Genomic DNA, 15,821 nt, shown 5'->3' on the forward strand with positions numbered 1-15,821 from the left:
AGCCGAATGGCTCAGCCTGAACGGGGAGGGGGCTTACGCCTCGGCGAGCAGCTTCTGCGCTTCGGCCCCGGCCCAGTCGAAACCGCCGGTGACGCGCCAGATTTCCTTGCCGGTCGCATCATACAGGATCGTGGTCGGCAGGTTGGCACGGTAATGGGTGCTCAGCCCCAGCTTGGGGTCGAGATAGACGGGCAGCGCGTCGAGCTTGCGACCGGCCAGGAACGGCGTGACCTTGGCCGCGCCGTCCAGGTCCTGGCTGACCGCGATCACCGCGACCTTGCCCTTCAGCCGTTCGGCCTTGGCGGCCAGCGTCGGCATCTCGGCGACGCACGGCCCGCACCAGGTCGCCCAGAGATTGACCAGCACCGGCTTGCCCCGGAAATCGGCCAGCGTCGCCGGCTTGCCGTCCAGCGTGGTGAAGCCCAGCGCCGGGGCGGCCTCGCCCTTATGGGCACGGTCGACCGTGCCGGCGGGCTTGGGCGCTTCGGGCGCGGGCGCGGCGGTGACTTCGCCGCCGGTCACTTCGCCGCTCGAAACTTGCGCCACGGCGGTGTTGGCGGCTTGCTCCGGGGCGGGGCTTTGCTTATCGCACCCGGCGACCATCAGCCCCAGGAGACAGGCGATCACGGTACGCGACGACATGGGCGGCTCCAACGCAATGTGGGGCGGGCGCTTCGCAGAAGGTCCCGCCGCGGTGATGCGCGAGATAAACGCGTCCATCCCCTTCGACAAGCGACTGTGGAAACAGGACATCGCCGGGTCGAAAGCGCATTTCGCCATGCTGGGCAAACAGGGCATCGTCTCGGCCGAGGATGCCGCGACGATCGCCGCCGGGCTGGACAAGGTTGCCGAGGATTATGCCGCCAATGGCGTGGCCGAGGACTTGACCCTCGAAGACATCCATATGCAGACCGAGGCGAAGCTCAGCCAGCTGATCGGCCCTGTTGCTGGGCGCCTGCACACCGCACGGTCGCGCAACGACCAGGTGGCGACCGATTTCCGCCTGTGGGTGCGCGATGCGATCGACGAGACGCTGACCGCGCTGGGCGCGCTGCGCGAGGCGCTGCTGACCCGTGCGGAAGAGCATGCCGACAGCGTGATGCCGGGCTTTACGCATCTGCAATCCGCGCAGCCGGTGACGCTCGGCCATCACCTGATGGCCTATCACGAGATGATCGTGCGCGACGCCAGCCGCTTTGCCGATGCGCGCGCGCGGATGAACCAGTGCCCACTCGGCTCGGCGGCGCTGGCGGGGACGGGCTTCCCGGTCGACCGGCACATGACGGCCGCCGCGCTGGGTTTCGACGCGCCGACGCGCAACTCGCTCGATGCGGTCAGCGACCGCGACTTCGCGATCGACTATCTGCAGGCGGCGACCAACTGCTCGCTGCACCTGTCGCGCCTTGCGGAAGAGTTCGTGCTCTGGGCGTCGCAGCCCTTCGGCTTTGTAGCGCTGTCCGATCAATGGTCGACCGGCAGCTCGATCATGCCGCAGAAGCGCAACCCCGACGCCGCTGAGTTGGTGCGCGGCCATGCCGGGCGGATCATGGGCTGCATGACCAGCCTGATGGTCACGATGAAGGGCCTGCCGCTCGCCTATTCCAAGGACATGCAGGACGACAAGCCGCCGGTGTTCGAGGCGCACGACCTGCTGGCGCTGTCGATCGCGGCGATGACCGGCATGATCCAGAGCGCGACCTTCCGGACGGAGCGGATGCGCGGCGTCGCGGAGGCGGGTTTCTCGACCGCGACCGATCTGGCCGACTGGCTGGTGCGGGTCGGCGGCATCCCCTTCCGTGAGGCGCATCATATCACCGGCCGCGCGGTGAAGCTGGCCGAGGAGAAGGGCGTGATGCTGCACGAGCTGTCGATCGACGACCTGACCGCGATCGACGCGCGGATCGATGACGGCATCTATGACGTGCTGTCGGTCGATGCCTCGGTCGCCAGCCGGGTCAGCTTCGGCGGCACCGCGCCCGCCAATGTCCGCGCCGCCATAGCCACCGCGCGGGGCCTGCGGCCATGAAGCGCGCGTCCGTCCTGCTGATCGCGCTCGGCCTGTCGGCCTGTGGCGCGGCCAACCGGCTGCAACCGCCCAAGGGCGAGCCGCTGCCGGTCGCGCCGCGTGGTGCCAGCGCCCGTCCGACGGCGCAGCAATTGCTGACGCCCACCCCCCAACAACGCCCGCAACGCTCCGACGAACTGATGACCCAGTCGCAGGAACGGCGTTCGGACGAATTCGATTTGCCCCCCCGCTGATGGACCATTTTCACTTTTCGAACGGCGAACTCCATGTGGAGGATGTGCCCGTATCCAAGATTGCCGCGGACGTCGGTACGCCGGTCTATATCTATTCCGCGTCCACCTTCCGCCGCCATGCGCAGGTGTTTCGCGAAGGGCTGAGCGCCTTGCCGCGCGTGCATCTGGCCTATGCGATCAAGGCGAATCCGAACCTCGCCGTGCTGCGCGTGCTGGCCGATGAAGGGTACGGTGCCGACGTCGTCTCGGTCGGCGAGATGCGCCGTGCGCTGGCGGCGGGGATGAAGGCGGAGGACATCGTCTTCTCCGGCGTCGGCAAGACCCGTGCCGAGCTGGTCGCGGCGCTCGAGGCCGGGATCGGCCAGTTCAATCTGGAACTGGAAGAGGAAGGCGCGGTCCTTGCCGAGTTGGCGCATGCGCGTGGCCTGGTCGCGCCCGCCACGTTGCGGGTGAACCCGGACGTCGATGCCGGCACCCACGCCAAGATCTCGACGGGGCGGAAAGAGAACAAGTTCGGCGTGCCGATCGACCAGGCGCTCGGCATGTTCGATCGGCTGGCGGGGCTGCCCGGTATCGACCTGAAGGGCGTCGCCTGTCACATCGGCAGCCAGCTGGGCGATCTCGCGCCCTTGGAAGCCGCCTATAAGCGTGTCGGCGAACTGGTCGCCGAGCTGCGCGGGGCGGGACATCGCATCAGCCGCGTCGATCTGGGCGGTGGCCTGGGCGTGCCGTACAAGCCGGGCGACGTGATGCCCGCGCCCGCCGCCTATGGCGAGATGGTGGCGCGCGTGACCAGCGACTGGGATGTCGAGCTGATGTTCGAGCCCGGCCGGGTGATCGCGGGCAATGCCGGGGTTCTCGCGACCGAAGTCGTCTGGGTGAAGCCCGGCGTCGCCAACCCCTATGTCATCGTCGATGCGGCGATGAACGATCTCGCGCGGCCGGCGCTCTATGACGCCTATCATGATTTCGTCGCGGTGAAGCCGACCGGCGAGACGATGATGGCGAATATCGCCGGGCCGGTGTGCGAGACGGGCGACACCTTCGCCATGAACCGCGAGATCGATGTGGTGCAATCGGGCGACCTCGCCGTGTTCCGCACCGCCGGCGCGTATGGCGCGACCATGGCGTCGACCTATAACAGCCGCCCGCTGGTGCCCGAAGTGATGGTCGAGGGCGATCGCTACGCCGTCGTCGCCGACCGCATCGCCGCCGAGACGATCATCGCCGCCGAGCGCGTGCCGGAGTGGCTGAAGAAGTGATGCCCGCCGCCCCATTCCTCCCCAAGCTGTGCTTGGGGAGGGGGACCATCGCGCCAGCGATGGTGGAGGGGCAGGACGGACCGGTCATGCCCCTCCACCACGGCCTTCGGCCGCGGTCCCCCTCCCCGAGCAAGCTCAGGGAGGAATAGGTGAGTCTTAACAGCCTGCCCCTGTTCGTCCGGCTGGGTGGCCGCCCGGTCATCCTGCTGGGCGAGGGGGAGCCGGCCGAGGCCAAGCGGCGTCTGCTCGACCGCGCCGGGGCGCGGGTCGTCGGCGAGGACGCCGCCGCCACCCTCGCCATCGTCGCGATCGAGGATGAGGACGCGGCGCAAGCCGCCATTGCCCGGCTGAAGGCGCGCGGGATACTGGTCAACGCGGTCGACCGCCCGGCGGCGTGCGACTTCACCCTGCCCGCCATCGTCGAGCGCGGGCCGGTGATCGTCGCGATCGGGACGGGCGGCGTGTCGGCGGGCCTCGCGGCGGCACTTCGCCAGCGGCTGGAGACGCTGCTGCCCGCCGGCCTCGGCGCGCTGGCCGAGGGGCTGTTTGCCGCCCGTTCGACCTTGCGCGCGCGCTTTCCCGACGGGGCCGAACGGCGGCGCGCGATCGGTGCGGCGCTGTCGCCCGGCGGCGCGCTCGATCCGCTGGCGGGCGAGACCGATGTGGAGGGCTGGCTGGCCAGCGCCGACCGCCCGGCGGCACGGGTCGAGGCGTTCGTGCTGACCTCGACCGACCCCGACGACCTGACGCTGCGTCAGGCACGCGCGCTCGCCGCCGCCGACCGGGTCTATCACCGCGCCGACGTACCGCCCGCCATCCTCGACCGCGCGCGTGCCGATGCGGTGCGGATCGAAAGCGACATGCTGCCCGCCGATGCGAGCGAGGGGCAGGTTGTCGATCTGTCGATGGCGGCGCGCGCATGACCGGGTTCGCCTATCGCATCGATCAGGGCCATGCCGAGGCGATCGGCGTGCGCGACGCCGTGTCGGTCGAGGCGCGGCTGGTCTGGGTGCATCTGGAGACCAACAATGCCGATGCGCAGGCCTGGCTGCATGATTCCGCGCATCTGCCCGATTATGTCGTCGACGCGCTGACCGCCGCCGAGACGCGACCGCGTTGCGAGGCGGTGGGCGAGGGGGCGTTCCTCAACATGCGCGGGCGCAGCAGCCAGCCGCTCGACGGGTCGGACATGCTCGCCTCGGTGCGCATCTGGGCGGTCAAGGGCCGCGTCTATTCGGTGACGCGCCGCCCGCTGCTGGCGGTCGATACGGTGCGCCGGGAGGTGGAGAGCGGCACGGTCGCCGATCCGGGCGACCTGATCACCGCCTTCGCCACCGCGATCACCAGCGATCTCGACCCCGATGTCGCCAGCCTGGGCGACGACCTCGACACCTGCGAGGAGCAGCTGGACGAACACCGCGTATTCCAACTGCGCCGGACCGTCAGCCGGGTGCGCGTTGCCGCGATCGGCTATCGCCGCTTCCTCAGCCCGCAGCGTGCGGCGCTGGAAAAGCTGGCGGCGCTGCCCGGCGACTGGCTGGCCGATGACGACCGGCTGCATCTGTCCGCCGCCGCCGACCGCGCCGCGCGCATGGCCGAAGAGCTGGAGTCGATCCGCGAGCGCGCTGCGCTGATCCACGAAACGCTCACCGACATGCGCGCCGAGCAGATCGACAATCGCGCGCTGCTGATCTCGATCGTGGCGATGGTGTTCCTGCCGCTGACCTTCATTACCGGGCTGTACGGGATGAACGTCAAGAACCTGCCCTATGCCGACGAACCCTGGGCGTTCGACGCGATCCTGGGCGCCTGCGCGCTGATCGCGGCAGGGATCGTCATCTATTTCGTCCAGCGGCACTGGTTCCGGCGGTAAGCCGGGCGCGCGGTTCCTGAGCCTGGTCCAGCCTGAGCAGGAGGTCGGGGGATGGCGCCGGGCGTGCGCTTCGACTTCGCTCAGCGTGAACGGGGGTAAGGTGTTGTGGCCGGGGCTTGGTTCGACGCGCTGGCCTATCCCCCCGCGCCGTTCAGCCTGAGCGAAGTCGAAGGCCACGGGATGGCGTTTCTTGGCGCGGCGCGGGGCGTGCGCTTCGACTTCGCTCAGCGTGAACGGGGGCCGAGGTGTTGTTGAGCCAACGCTCGGTTCGACACCCCGACCTATTCCCCCGCACCGTTCAGCCTGAGCGAAGTCGAAGGCCACGGGACGGGGTTTCGTCGCGCAGCGCGGGGGCGTGCGCTTCGACTTCGCTCAGCGTGAACGGGGATGGGGTATTGTCAGCCCGAAACTCAGTTCCCGGCCTTGCCCGCGTTCATCTTGCGGACCGTTTCCCAGGCCTCGGCGATCTCGACCATGTTGGCGGCGACCGCGCGGAAGACATTGGCGTCCTGGCCCAGCGAGCCGTCGACGATCTGCTTGCGCGCCCCGGCATAGAGCTTGGCAAAGGTGATCGACATCTCGCCGCCATTGTCGAAGTCGAGGCCGGCTTCCAGCGCGAACAGGATGGCGGTGGCCCGGGTCACGCGCTCGCTCTTGCGCGCGAGCTGGCCATGTTCGGTCGCCCAGGCGGCCGAGCGCAAGGCCGCGATCAGTTCCTCGTAGAGCAGCTGCACCAACGCGGGGCCGTCGGCCATCGCGGTGCGGCCGACCACGTCGATCTGGCGATAGACGGCGGCGGGATCGGTGAGAAAGGCGGACGCATAGGTCATGTCAGCTGCTCTTCGTCCACATCTTGACCTGCTGGTCCATGAAGCTCTGCACCGATTTATACGCCGAGACGCGGTTGTTCATTGCCGAGAAGCGCGCGGTCAGCGCGTCGCTTGCCCGGTCGCGATTGTCGGACAGCCGGCTTTGCTGGTCCGACAGGTCCTTTTGCGCTTCGTTGAGATTGTTGTACGACGCGGTCAGGCCATAGACGCTGCTGGTCGCTGACAGCTGGACGCTGTTCATTCGCGCCGACAGGCCGATCAGATTGTCGCCGCTGGCCTGGAACATCTTCTCGACCGAACCCGGAAAGTCCGACAGCGTCTTGGCAAGTCGCGTCTGATCAATGCTGAGCGTGCCGTCCTTTTCGGTCTTCACGCCCAGATCGGCCAGCGTCTTGGGCCCCAGATCGACATCGTCGCCGGGCACCAGCTTGGTGGTGGTCAGCGTGCGCATCGTCTGCGCCAGCGAGCGTGCGGCGGGGTCGCTGCGCAGTTCGCCGGTGATCGGATCGATCGCCTTGTTCAGCGCGCTCATATTGTCGTTGAAGGTCGACACGAAATTGGCAACCACGGTGCTCAGCGCCGCGGTGGGCGCGGTGCCGGTCAGCGACAGCGGCTTGGTCGACACCGCCGACAGGGTCATGGTCACGCCGGGCACCAGGTCGTTGACGGTGTTGCTCGCGCGCTCGACAGTGACGCCGTCCATCGTGATGCTGGCATTGGCCGCGCTCGACGAGGTGACGGTGCCGCTCGCGCCGCTGCCGACGTTCAGCCGGGCCAGACCCGCCGTATCGCCTTCGGTCGCGGTGATGGTGAAGCTGTTGTCCTTGCCGCTGGCGCCCGTGAAGGACAGGAAGGCGTTGCCGCTGGCATCGGTGATGACCGACGCCTTGATCCCGGTATTGGCGGCGTTGATCTTGGCGGCGAGCTGATCGGGCGTCGAATCGTCCGCGCCGAACGACACCGACACCGCGTCCTTCGACCCGACCTTGATCGACAGGCTGCCCGTGCCCAGCGACGCGGTCTTGGAATAGGCGTCCTTGGTCGAGGAGACCTGCGCGCTGGCCAGCGCGTTGATGCTGATCGACTTGGACATGCCCGCCAGCTTGGCGCCGGCGGCCGTCGTCACGCTCAGCGTCGAGGGATCGGAGCTGGTCGCCTGGGTCGCGAGCGTGCCGCCGCTGGCCAGCGAGGCGAGCGCCGCGGAGAAGTCGGTGATCGCGCTCTTGATCGACGACACGACCGAAATCTGCGCGGTCAGCGTGTCCGCCTTCGCCTTCAGCGCGGCGGTCTTGGCGGCGAACTGCGCCTCGATCAGCGAGGGGACGACGGTGGAGAGGTCGATGCCCGAGCCCGTTTGGAGCGAGTTGAACAGCTGCTGCGCGGCGGTCTTGGTCGCGGCCTGCGTGCCGTTGCCCGTCTTCGAGGTCGACGTGCTGCTCGTCGGCGTCGGTGTCGGGGACGATGTGCTCGAGGAAACGGTGGTCATCGACGATACTCCGGCGCGCGCTTGTCTTGCTTAACGGCCGTACGGCGCCGGACTTTAGGGGTTCGGGCACCGGCGATCATGGCTGTGCGACGCCGTTTTCGTCGAAGCGTGCGGTCGTCGGCACCTCGACCGACGGCTGCGCGGTGCCGCCCGCGCCCGCATTGAGGCCGAAGACGAAGGCGAGGACGACGGCGATCGCCTGATACAGGTCGGCGCGCACCTCCTGGCCCTCGCGGCTGGTATAATAGAGCGCGCGGGCGAGCTGCGGATATTCCAGGATCGGCGTCGCGAACTCGCCGGCCAGTTCGCGAATGGCCAGCGCGGTCGCGCCGCGCCCCTTGGCGACGACCACCGGCACCTCGTCCCGCCCGCGATCATAGCGTAGCGCGACCGCGAAATGGGTCGGGTTGGTCAGGATGACATGCGCCTCCTGCACCGCCGCGCGCACCGCGCGGTGCGACATCTCGCGCTGCTTGGCGCGCATATGCGCCTTGGCCTCGGGATTGCCTTCGCTTTCCTTGTGCTCGTCCTTGACCTCCTGCTTGGTCATCTTCAGCTTGGACATCAGCTGGACGATCTGGATCGGCACGTCGAACCCGGCGATCAGCACCAGGCCGAAGCCCATCACCAGCAGGATGGTGATGAAGGTGCCGCCCAGATAGCCGATCGCGCCGTTCAGGTCCGACTGCGCCAGCCCCAGCGTGGCGTGCGACGACGACCACAGCAGATAGCCGCCGATCGCGCCGAGCAGCACGACCTTCAGCAGCGACTTGCCCAGCTCGGTCCAGCCCTGCATCCCGAAGATGCGCTTCAGGCCCGAGGCGGGGTTCAGCTTGGACGGTTTGGGTGCCACCGCCTTGGGGTTGAACTGCAGCGAGCCCAGCCCCGCCTGCGACGCGATGGTCGCGACGATGGTAACCGCGAACAATGAGGCGAGCGAGGGGATGACCTTCCACCCCGCCTCCAGAAGCGGGCGGAACGGCTCGAAATCCTCGACATCGGCATGGGTGAACTGGAAGCTGGTCGCCATCACCGCCTTGCACGCGCCGAGCAGGGTGGGGCCGGCGAACATCAGCCAGGCGATACCCGCCATCATCACCAGCGCCGCCGCCAGATCCTTGCTGCGCAGGATCTGCCCATCCTCGCGCGCTTTGTCGCGGCGCTTTTGGGTTGGGGCTTCTGTTTTCTCGCCGCCCTCCGACATCAGCCCATCACCAGATTTTCGGTGGCGGACAGCGCCTCGCGGATGATCACCAGCATGTAATCACCCATGGCGGGGAAGGCGACGGCGATGGTGATGACACCGATCGCCAGCGCGGCGGGCATGCCCACCGAGAAGAGGTTGAGCGAGGGCGCGGCGCGGCTCATCATCCCCATGACGAGGTTCAGGCTGAGCAGCAGGAAACCGACCGGCAGCGCGAGCAGCAGCCCGGCGAGAAAGGCATAGCTGCCGAACAGCGCGATCGCGCGGAACTGCGCCGGGGCCATCCAGGCCTGACCGGGCGGCAGCGCCTCATAGCTTTTGACGATCGTGTCGACCAGGATCAGGTGCCCGTCGACCGACAGGAACAACAGCGTCAGCATGACGGTGAAGAACTGGCCCAGCGCCTGGGTCGAGCGGCCGTTGAGCGGATCGATCGTCGTGGCGAAGCTCAGCCCCATCGACCCGCCGATCAGCTCGCTGGCGACGAGCGGCGCGGTGAAGGCGACCTGCAGGATCAGGCCGAGCGCCAGGCCGACGATCGCCTCGGCCGCGACCGACATGATGGTGGGCAGCGAGAAGATGACCGGCGGCGGCACGACCGGATGGACCGAGTTGACCAGGAAGGCGATGGCGCCCGCCAGGCTGACACGCACGGGCAGGGGGATCGCCACCGCGCCGAACACGGGCGCGGTGATGAACGCCGCCCCGATCCGGATCATGATGAACAGGATCGCCCAGGCCTGTGGCTCGATCGAAAGGCCGAAGCCGAGCATGGTTACTGCACCCGGACCGTCACTTGACCAGATCCGGAATGCGCTCGAACATGCTGACCATGAAGTCGCTGAGCAGTCCGACGATCAGGCCGCCGAAGATCAGGATCGAGACGGCGACGACGATCAGCTTCGGCACGAAGGACAGGGTCTGTTCGTTGATCGAGGTCGCGGCCTGGATCATGCCGATGACCAGGCCCGAGACCAGCACGGGCAACAGGATCGGCGTGGCGGCGAGCGCCAGCACCCACATGCTCTGATTGGCCAGCGTCAGGAAATATTGGGCGTCCATGATGCGGTCTTTGGTCCCGTGTGGGTGAGGTTTTCCCGTGGCCTTCGACTTCGCTCAGGCTGAACGGATTATGCCGCGAGAATGGTTAACGAAGACCTGCCGATGCGCCATCGAAGTGCCAGTATGGGCTGCGTCGACTTCCCGTTATTCCTCCCCTGTAAGGGGAGGGGGACCATGCGAAGCATGGTGGAGGGGTGTCACCGTCTGTGAGGAAGGTCCGTCACCACGGGCGGTGACACCCCTCCGTCAGGCCTTCGGCCTGCCACCTCCCCTTGCAGGGGAGGAAGGCTTTGCCGGCGGGACATCGGCTCACCCGCTACGTCGCGAAACTGTTCGCCAGGCTGCCCATGGTCAGCGCCCATCCGTCGACCAGCACGAACAGCAGCAGCTTGAACGGCAGGGATATGATCGAGGGCGATAGCATCATCATGCCCAGCGCCATCAGCACGGTGGCGACCACCAGGTCGATGACGATGAAGGGCAGGAAGATCAGGAAGCCGATCTGGAACGCGGTCTTCAGCTCCGAGGTGACGAAGGCGGGCAGCAGCACCGAATAGGGAATGTCGTTGGGGCTGGCATAGGGGCCGGACTTGGCCATCTGCGCGAACATCGTCACGTCCTTCACCCGCGTCTGCTTGGCCATGAAGGCGTGGAGCGGCGCGCCGGCGGCCTTGATCATCTCGGTGCCCGGCAGGCGACCCTCGGCATAGGGCTGGATGGCGTTGGCGTTCATCTGGCTGATCGTCGGCGACATGATGAAGAAGGACAGGAACATGGCCAGCCCGATCAGCACCTGGTTGGGCGGGGTCTGTTGCAGGCCCAGCGCCTGGCGCAGGATGGCCAGCACGATGACGATCCGGGTGAAGCTGGTCATCATCAGGACGATGCCCGGCAGGATCGTCAGCAGGCCCATGATGATCAGGACCTGGAGCGACAGGCTCAGCGAGCCGCTGCTGCCATTGCCGCCGCCACCCAGCTGGCCGATCGCGCGGTCGACCGCGTCGCCGACGCCGGGGGCCGGCGCGGCCGCCGGTGCGGCGGCGGGCGCGGCCTGGGCGAAGGCCGGCATCGCGATGATGAAGGCGAGGATGAGCGCCAGGATGATCCACAGCGGCTTCAGGCTGCGCTTCGGCGCGGCGTCTTGGCGTGGGCGGATCAGCGCGGGGCCGGTGCCCCGGCGGGTGACCGAGATGCTCACAGCTCACCCTGGGGCGGCTTGGGCGCGAAGCGCGACACGAAGTCGGTGCGGCGCGGCGGGACCGGCGGGACCGGAGCGGCGGGGACGGGCGCGCCGGCCTTGCCCTCGACCTTGTCGACCAGCTGGACGCCGCTGCGTCCGACCGAGACGAGCAGGTTGCGCCCCTCGAACTCGATGACCGCCAGGCGCAGGCCGGGCGAGATCATCATCGTCTCGCGCACATGGATCAGCTTGGTGGCGGGGCGACCCGGCATCCGGGTCTCCAGCCGCCGCCACAGGTACAGGCACCCGATCATCAGGCCGCAGATCAGCGGCAGCAGGATGACCAGCTTCAGGACATAGGACCAGAGCATGGTGGGATCAGCCGCGCTTGTCGGGATTGACCAGCTCGGTCATGCGCACGCCGAAGCGGTCGCCGACCGTCACCACCTCACCGCGCCCGATCAGCGTGCCGTTGACCAGCACGTCGAGCAGCTCGTTGGCCTGACGGTCCAGTTCGATCACGCTCGATTCGGACAGCGCCAGCAGCTCGCGCAGCGACAGCTGGGTCGAACCGATCTCGACGGTCAGCTTGACGTCGACGTCCTGGAGCAGCCGGAAATTGGCCGCAACCGAGGTGTCGACCGGGAATCCGCCGGCCATATCGTTCATTCTACGGGTCCTTCGTGGAAACTCTGCGCCAGGCCTTCGGCCGAACGGGCGAGCGAGGTGAGCTGGACGGCGGCGCGGCCATTGGCGGTGCCGACCGTGCCCATGCCGAGCAGATCGCCGCCGACCATCACCGGCACTTCCGGCCCGAAGCTGATCGGGATCACGTCGCCGGTCTTCAGCTCCATCAGGCGGCTGAGCGAGACGACGGGTTCGGCCAGCACCGAGCGGACCGGGAAGCGCACCGTCATCACCGCGCGGGTCAGGTCGCCGCGCCAGGTGGGATCGGCCTCGGCCTGCTTGTCGACGACCTTGCCGGTCAGCGCCGAGCCATGCGGCTTCAAGGCGGCGACCGGATAGAGGATGTCGAGCATGGTCGGGCGGCGATCCTGCCCGGCGATGCCGAAGCGGGTGACGATCATCGCGTCCTCGCCGTCGATCCGGGCGAGCATCGCGGGCGAGCTTTCGGGCGCGCCGGGCTGGAACTCGATCCGGGCCAGCGATTCCCAGGCCTGGCGCAGCGGCGTGGCCATCATGTCGCCCAGCTGGGTGATCATGGCATCGACGGCGGGCGAGAATTCGGTGGGCAGCGTATCGGGCGCGCGGCCGGCGCCGCCGAAGAACAGGTCGATCAGCGACAGCATGAAGCCGCCCTCGACCACGCACAGCGCCTGCGCATCGGCCTGGATCGCCGGGCCGCCGACCGACGCCATGGTCATCGGCAGCCAGGCGCTCAGCCCATCGCCGCGCTCGGCCCGGTAATCGGCGAAGCGCTGGACCACCAGAGGCTCGGCCCAGCAGCGCAGTTCCTCACGAAGAAGCGATTCGAACAGCCCGCGCAACGACCGCGCGAGGCGCGCGGACAGATGCTGCATCGTGTGCAGGTCGCCGAACGGATTGAGCTTGGTCGTGCCCAGCACGCCGTGATCGGCGGTCTGGGGACGATGACGCTCGCGTTCGTCGATCCGGGCTGTGGCGTTAACCATGCCTCACTGAACAACGAAATTGGTAAAGTAGACGTTAGCGATACCCCCGAATCCCTCTTTTTGACGCAGAATCTCGTTGATCGCGTTCACCAGCTTGCGTTGCAGGTCGCGCTTGCCCTCGCTGCTGAACACCTGCTCCTCATTGGCGTCGCCCAGCGTCATCAGGATCGACGAGCGCACCGCCAGGTCGTTGGTCTTCAGATTGTTGATGACCGTGTCGTCATAGGGGGTGGAAACCGCCAGGCCGACCTGGATGACATGCACCGAGTCGCGCAGGTTCGAGGTGAAGTCCTTGGGCAGCTCATAATAATTAGAGGCATAGCGTTCGCCGCCATCGCCGATGGGGGTGGGCATGCCGACATTCTTTTTGGCCTCGCCACCCTCTTCGCCGTGACCGCCGCCTTCGCCGCCGCCGCCATGGCCGCCTTCACCCTCGCCCTCGCCGCCTTCGCCGGCGCGCTTCTGTTCGGATTTGGGCACCAGCTTGGGGCCGGCATGCTCGGCTTCGGCCTCATGGCCCTTGTCATGGCCACCGCCCCCGATCAGCCCCGAATTGGCCGCGTACAGCCCGGCGCCGACGCCGCCGCCCAGCAGGACGAGCACGCCGACCACCATCGCCAGGATCTTGACCAGCTTGCCCTTTTTCTTGGGCGCCTTTTCGTCCTTCTCGTCGCTCATCTCTCAATCCTCACGCAATTCGGGTGGTGGCGCCGGCCGGCTGGTCGCCGGTTTCGGTGCCGGAGGGCGTGCCCGCGAAGGCGGGGCGCGCCGGAATGACGGGTTCGGGCTGGCGCTGCGGCGCCTGGCGCTCGCCGCCGCCCGACTGGCCGAGATCGACCGCGGTCTGGCCCAGCCGCATGCCCTTGTCCTCGGCGAGCTGCGCCAGCGTCGGCCGCGCCTCGGCGAGCAGGGTCGCGGTCTGCGCCTGTTCGGCGGTGAAGTGGATATGAGTCGCGCCGTCCTCGCGCCGAATCGCGACCGCGATGCCACCCAGCGCGTCGGGCGAAAGCTGGATACGCGAATCGGCGGTGGCGGCATCCTCGCGCATCCGGTCGATGCGTTCGATCATCGCCTGCGGCCAATGCGCCTGCGTCATGTCGAGCGGCGCGCGGTCCGGCCCGGTGGGCGCGGCGACCGGGGCCATCACCGGTGCCGCGACCAGCCCGGCGGCATCGATCGTCAAGGGGCCGGTGGTCTTGGTGCGATCCCGCAAGGGATCGCTCTCGTCCTGCTGGCCCGCGCGCATCAGCCCTGCGAACAGCTGCATCGCGGGGGCGGTCTGGCCCGGCTGGATGGTCAGCGCGGGTGCGTTGACGGGAAGCGGCGTGGCGGCCGGCGTGGCGGCGATGCTGAACCGGGCCGGCAGGTCGGCGCGGAGCACGGGCCGGGGCTGTGTCTGGTCGGGCATGGCGGTCGGAGTCGCCGGGGCCGTCATCGCCTCGGTCACCCGCGCCGGCCTATCGGCGCTGCGGTCGATTGGCGGCGCTGCCGAAACGCGGCCGACATTCTCCGCCGGGAGCGAGGCCTCCGGCAAAGGCGGCGCGCTGCCATCGTCATGCGGCGCGCCGGGCGTCGCAGGAGCGGGCGCTATCGGAGCGGGCGCTTCGAGCGGATGGGGCGTTGCCGCGTCGATCCTCGGCAGGGACACCGGCGATGCGATGTCTGCGCGGATCGGGGCTGCGCTATTATTGATAGCACCCGGGCCAGCAGATTTCGCCGCGACGCGCGTCAACGACGAGAGCGGCGTCGCGTCAACCGCCTCCATTCCGGCGGGCAGGACGATGCCGTCACCCAGTTCCGATCGTAGAGTGGTACGAACGCCCGGCATGGACGGCGCGGTTTCGATCCCGGAGTCGGGCCGTGCCTGGGCGTCCGGCGACGCGGTGGTCAGCGCGGGGCCGGTATCGGACGCGACCCCGATCTGAGGGGACGATCCGGCAACGGGTTGGGCCGAACCTGGGTCCGGACGCATGGCCGGGACGTCATCGAATGTCCCGGCGTTCATCGGCGGCAGCTCTGTCGTCGCCGCGACCAGGCTGGCGGACGACTTGACGGGATCGGTCGCGCCACGGACACCCATATCGACCGGCGGCAGGCCAGGCATCGCCGCGATCAGGCTGGGGGGCGGCTTGGTGGGATCGGTCGCGCCACGCACGCCCCTATCGACCGGCGGCAGGCCGGGCATCGCGGCGAGCAGGCTGGCGATCGGGGCGGGCGAGCCGGTGCTGGCGCGCAGCGTCGTGGTCGCCGCCAGGGGCGTGTCCACGACCGGCGGCAGCGCGAAGGGCATGAGCGGCATCGACGGCAAGAGGATGGCGTCGCTCGGCAAGTCCTTGCCGTCGTCTTCGGCGGTGCTGCCGTCCTTCCCGGCGTCGCCATCGCCCTTCGCCTTGGCCTCACCGGTTGCGGGGGCGGGCTCGCCGGCCATGCCGGGCATCAGCGCGAAGAGCATCGCGAAGGCGGAGGTCATCGCGTCCCCGCCGCCGGGCGTCGCCGGCGATCCGGGGAAACCAGCGCCGCCGGGCGCGATCATCGAGGAGAGCGAGGAGATCATGACAGGTCTGTCAGCAAGGATCGTGCCGATTACGGCGACCGCCGCTGGCCGGCATATCCTCCAGCGCGCGCATCTCGGCACGGATCGCGGCGACGCGGGCGCGGTCGATCAGCTTCTCGACCGCGGTCTGGTCGCGCTTGGCGGCCTTGGTCTGCTCGCCGGCATGCGCTGCGCGCTGTTCGGCGACCTCGACACGGCGGGTGGCGGCATCGGCCGACTCGATCAGCCGGTGGCGGAAATGCGCGCTGGCCATCAGCGACGCGGCCGAGGCCGACGGCGTCGGGGTGGGCGACACCGCCTGGATCAGCTGGCCGATCCGGTGCGACAATTGCTGCTCGGTCGCGACGCGCTCCTGCGCGCGCGCTTCCTCCGCCATCGTCAGGTTGAGTTGCAGGGTGCGGACCCGGTGGAGCCGGGTCAGCATCTTGTCGTGTCGCGATGCCATGAATGTCCCCCTGA

General features: G+C 68.5%; 18 protein-coding genes. 5 read left to right on the top strand and 13 right to left on the bottom strand.

Features of this window, described 5'->3' with window-relative positions; translation table 11 throughout:
- Nucleotides 1–33 precede the first annotated feature (33 nt).
- Nucleotides 34–642 (bottom strand): TlpA family protein disulfide reductase, encoded by a 609-nt coding sequence (locus GGR48_RS00195; RefSeq protein ID WP_183949682.1) that lies wholly within the window; start codon nt 640–642, stop codon nt 34–36.
- A 16-nt stretch (nt 643–658) separates the two neighbouring features.
- On the opposite strand from GGR48_RS00195, the gene argH reads away from it, so the two are divergent.
- The 5 genes from argH (at nt 659) to GGR48_RS00220 (ending at nt 5,394) form a co-directional block, all read left to right on the top strand.
- Entirely contained in the window at nt 659–2,026 is a 1,368-nt protein-coding gene (gene argH / locus GGR48_RS00200) for an argininosuccinate lyase (protein ID WP_183950577.1), read from the top strand.
- Complete coding sequence (locus GGR48_RS00205) at nt 2,023–2,259, top strand: hypothetical protein (RefSeq protein ID WP_183949684.1); 237 nt, start codon at nt 2,023–2,025, stop codon at nt 2,257–2,259. Before argH ends, GGR48_RS00205 begins: the two co-directional genes overlap by 4 nt.
- Nucleotides 2,259–3,521, top strand: coding sequence for a diaminopimelate decarboxylase (lysA, locus tag GGR48_RS00210; protein WP_183949685.1), 1,263 nt, complete (start codon nt 2,259–2,261; stop codon nt 3,519–3,521). Before GGR48_RS00205 ends, lysA begins: the two co-directional genes overlap by 1 nt.
- A gap of 149 nt (nt 3,522–3,670) precedes the next feature.
- A complete protein-coding gene (locus GGR48_RS00215; protein ID WP_183949687.1) occupies nt 3,671–4,444 on the top strand; it encodes an NAD(P)-dependent oxidoreductase in 774 nt (257 codons plus the stop codon).
- Nucleotides 4,441–5,394, top strand: coding sequence for a zinc transporter ZntB (locus GGR48_RS00220; RefSeq protein WP_183949689.1), 954 nt, complete (start codon nt 4,441–4,443; stop codon nt 5,392–5,394). Before GGR48_RS00215 ends, GGR48_RS00220 begins: the two co-directional genes overlap by 4 nt.
- Nucleotides 5,395–5,804: 410 nt before the next feature.
- Here GGR48_RS00220 and GGR48_RS00225 read toward each other — a convergent pair whose 3' ends face one another.
- From GGR48_RS00225 to GGR48_RS00280, 12 genes are all read right to left on the bottom strand, one after another.
- On the bottom strand, nt 5,805–6,224 hold the full coding sequence (locus tag GGR48_RS00225) for a flagellar export chaperone FliS (protein ID WP_183949691.1): 420 nt from the start codon (nt 6,222–6,224) through the stop codon (nt 5,805–5,807).
- A gap of 1 nt (nt 6,225) precedes the next feature.
- Nucleotides 6,226–7,710 carry a flagellar filament capping protein FliD gene (fliD, locus tag GGR48_RS00230; protein WP_183949693.1) on the bottom strand — a complete coding sequence of 495 codons (1,485 nt, stop codon included), beginning with the start codon at nt 7,708–7,710 and terminating at the stop codon, nt 6,226–6,228.
- Nucleotides 7,711–7,786: 76 nt separating this feature from the next.
- Nucleotides 7,787–8,914: an EscU/YscU/HrcU family type III secretion system export apparatus switch protein gene (locus GGR48_RS00235; protein ID WP_183949695.1), complete on the bottom strand. Its 1,128-nt coding sequence runs from the start codon at nt 8,912–8,914 to the stop codon at nt 7,787–7,789.
- Entirely contained in the window at nt 8,914–9,687 is a 774-nt protein-coding gene (gene fliR, locus GGR48_RS00240; protein WP_183949698.1) for a flagellar biosynthetic protein FliR, read from the bottom strand. Before fliR ends, GGR48_RS00235 begins: the two co-directional genes overlap by 1 nt.
- 19 nt (nt 9,688–9,706) lie before the next feature.
- Nucleotides 9,707–9,976 carry a flagellar biosynthesis protein FliQ gene (gene fliQ / locus GGR48_RS00245; protein WP_183949699.1) on the bottom strand — a complete coding sequence of 90 codons (270 nt, stop codon included), beginning with the start codon at nt 9,974–9,976 and terminating at the stop codon, nt 9,707–9,709.
- A gap of 316 nt (nt 9,977–10,292) precedes the next feature.
- Nucleotides 10,293–11,174: a flagellar type III secretion system pore protein FliP gene (gene fliP, locus GGR48_RS00250; protein ID WP_338110535.1), complete on the bottom strand. Its 882-nt coding sequence runs from the start codon at nt 11,172–11,174 to the stop codon at nt 10,293–10,295.
- Nucleotides 11,171–11,527 (bottom strand): flagellar biosynthetic protein FliO, encoded by a 357-nt coding sequence (locus tag GGR48_RS00255; RefSeq protein WP_183949700.1) that lies wholly within the window; start codon nt 11,525–11,527, stop codon nt 11,171–11,173. Before GGR48_RS00255 ends, fliP begins: the two co-directional genes overlap by 4 nt.
- A gap of 7 nt (nt 11,528–11,534) precedes the next feature.
- Nucleotides 11,535–11,825: a flagellar motor switch protein FliN gene (gene fliN / locus GGR48_RS00260; protein WP_007406148.1), complete on the bottom strand. Its 291-nt coding sequence runs from the start codon at nt 11,823–11,825 to the stop codon at nt 11,535–11,537.
- Nucleotides 11,822–12,808, bottom strand: coding sequence for a flagellar motor switch protein FliM (locus GGR48_RS00265; protein WP_183949701.1), 987 nt, complete (start codon nt 12,806–12,808; stop codon nt 11,822–11,824). The genes fliN and GGR48_RS00265 overlap by 4 nt, the downstream gene beginning before the upstream one ends.
- 3 nt (nt 12,809–12,811) lie before the next feature.
- Nucleotides 12,812–13,486: a flagellar basal body-associated FliL family protein gene (locus GGR48_RS00270; protein ID WP_183949702.1), complete on the bottom strand. Its 675-nt coding sequence runs from the start codon at nt 13,484–13,486 to the stop codon at nt 12,812–12,814.
- 10 nt (nt 13,487–13,496) lie between these two features.
- Nucleotides 13,497–15,362, bottom strand: a complete 1,866-nt coding sequence (locus GGR48_RS00275; protein WP_183949704.1) for a flagellar hook-length control protein FliK — start codon at nt 15,360–15,362, stop codon at nt 13,497–13,499.
- A 10-nt stretch (nt 15,363–15,372) separates the two neighbouring features.
- The gene (locus GGR48_RS00280; protein WP_183949706.1) at nt 15,373–15,807 is read right to left on the bottom strand and encodes a hypothetical protein; all 435 of its coding nucleotides are present in this window, start codon (nt 15,805–15,807) and stop codon (nt 15,373–15,375) included.
- Between the last annotated feature and the right edge of the window lie 14 nt (nt 15,808–15,821).

Source organism: Sphingomonas pseudosanguinis (genome assembly GCF_014196255.1).
Lineage (GTDB): Bacteria > Pseudomonadota > Alphaproteobacteria > Sphingomonadales > Sphingomonadaceae > Sphingomonas > Sphingomonas pseudosanguinis.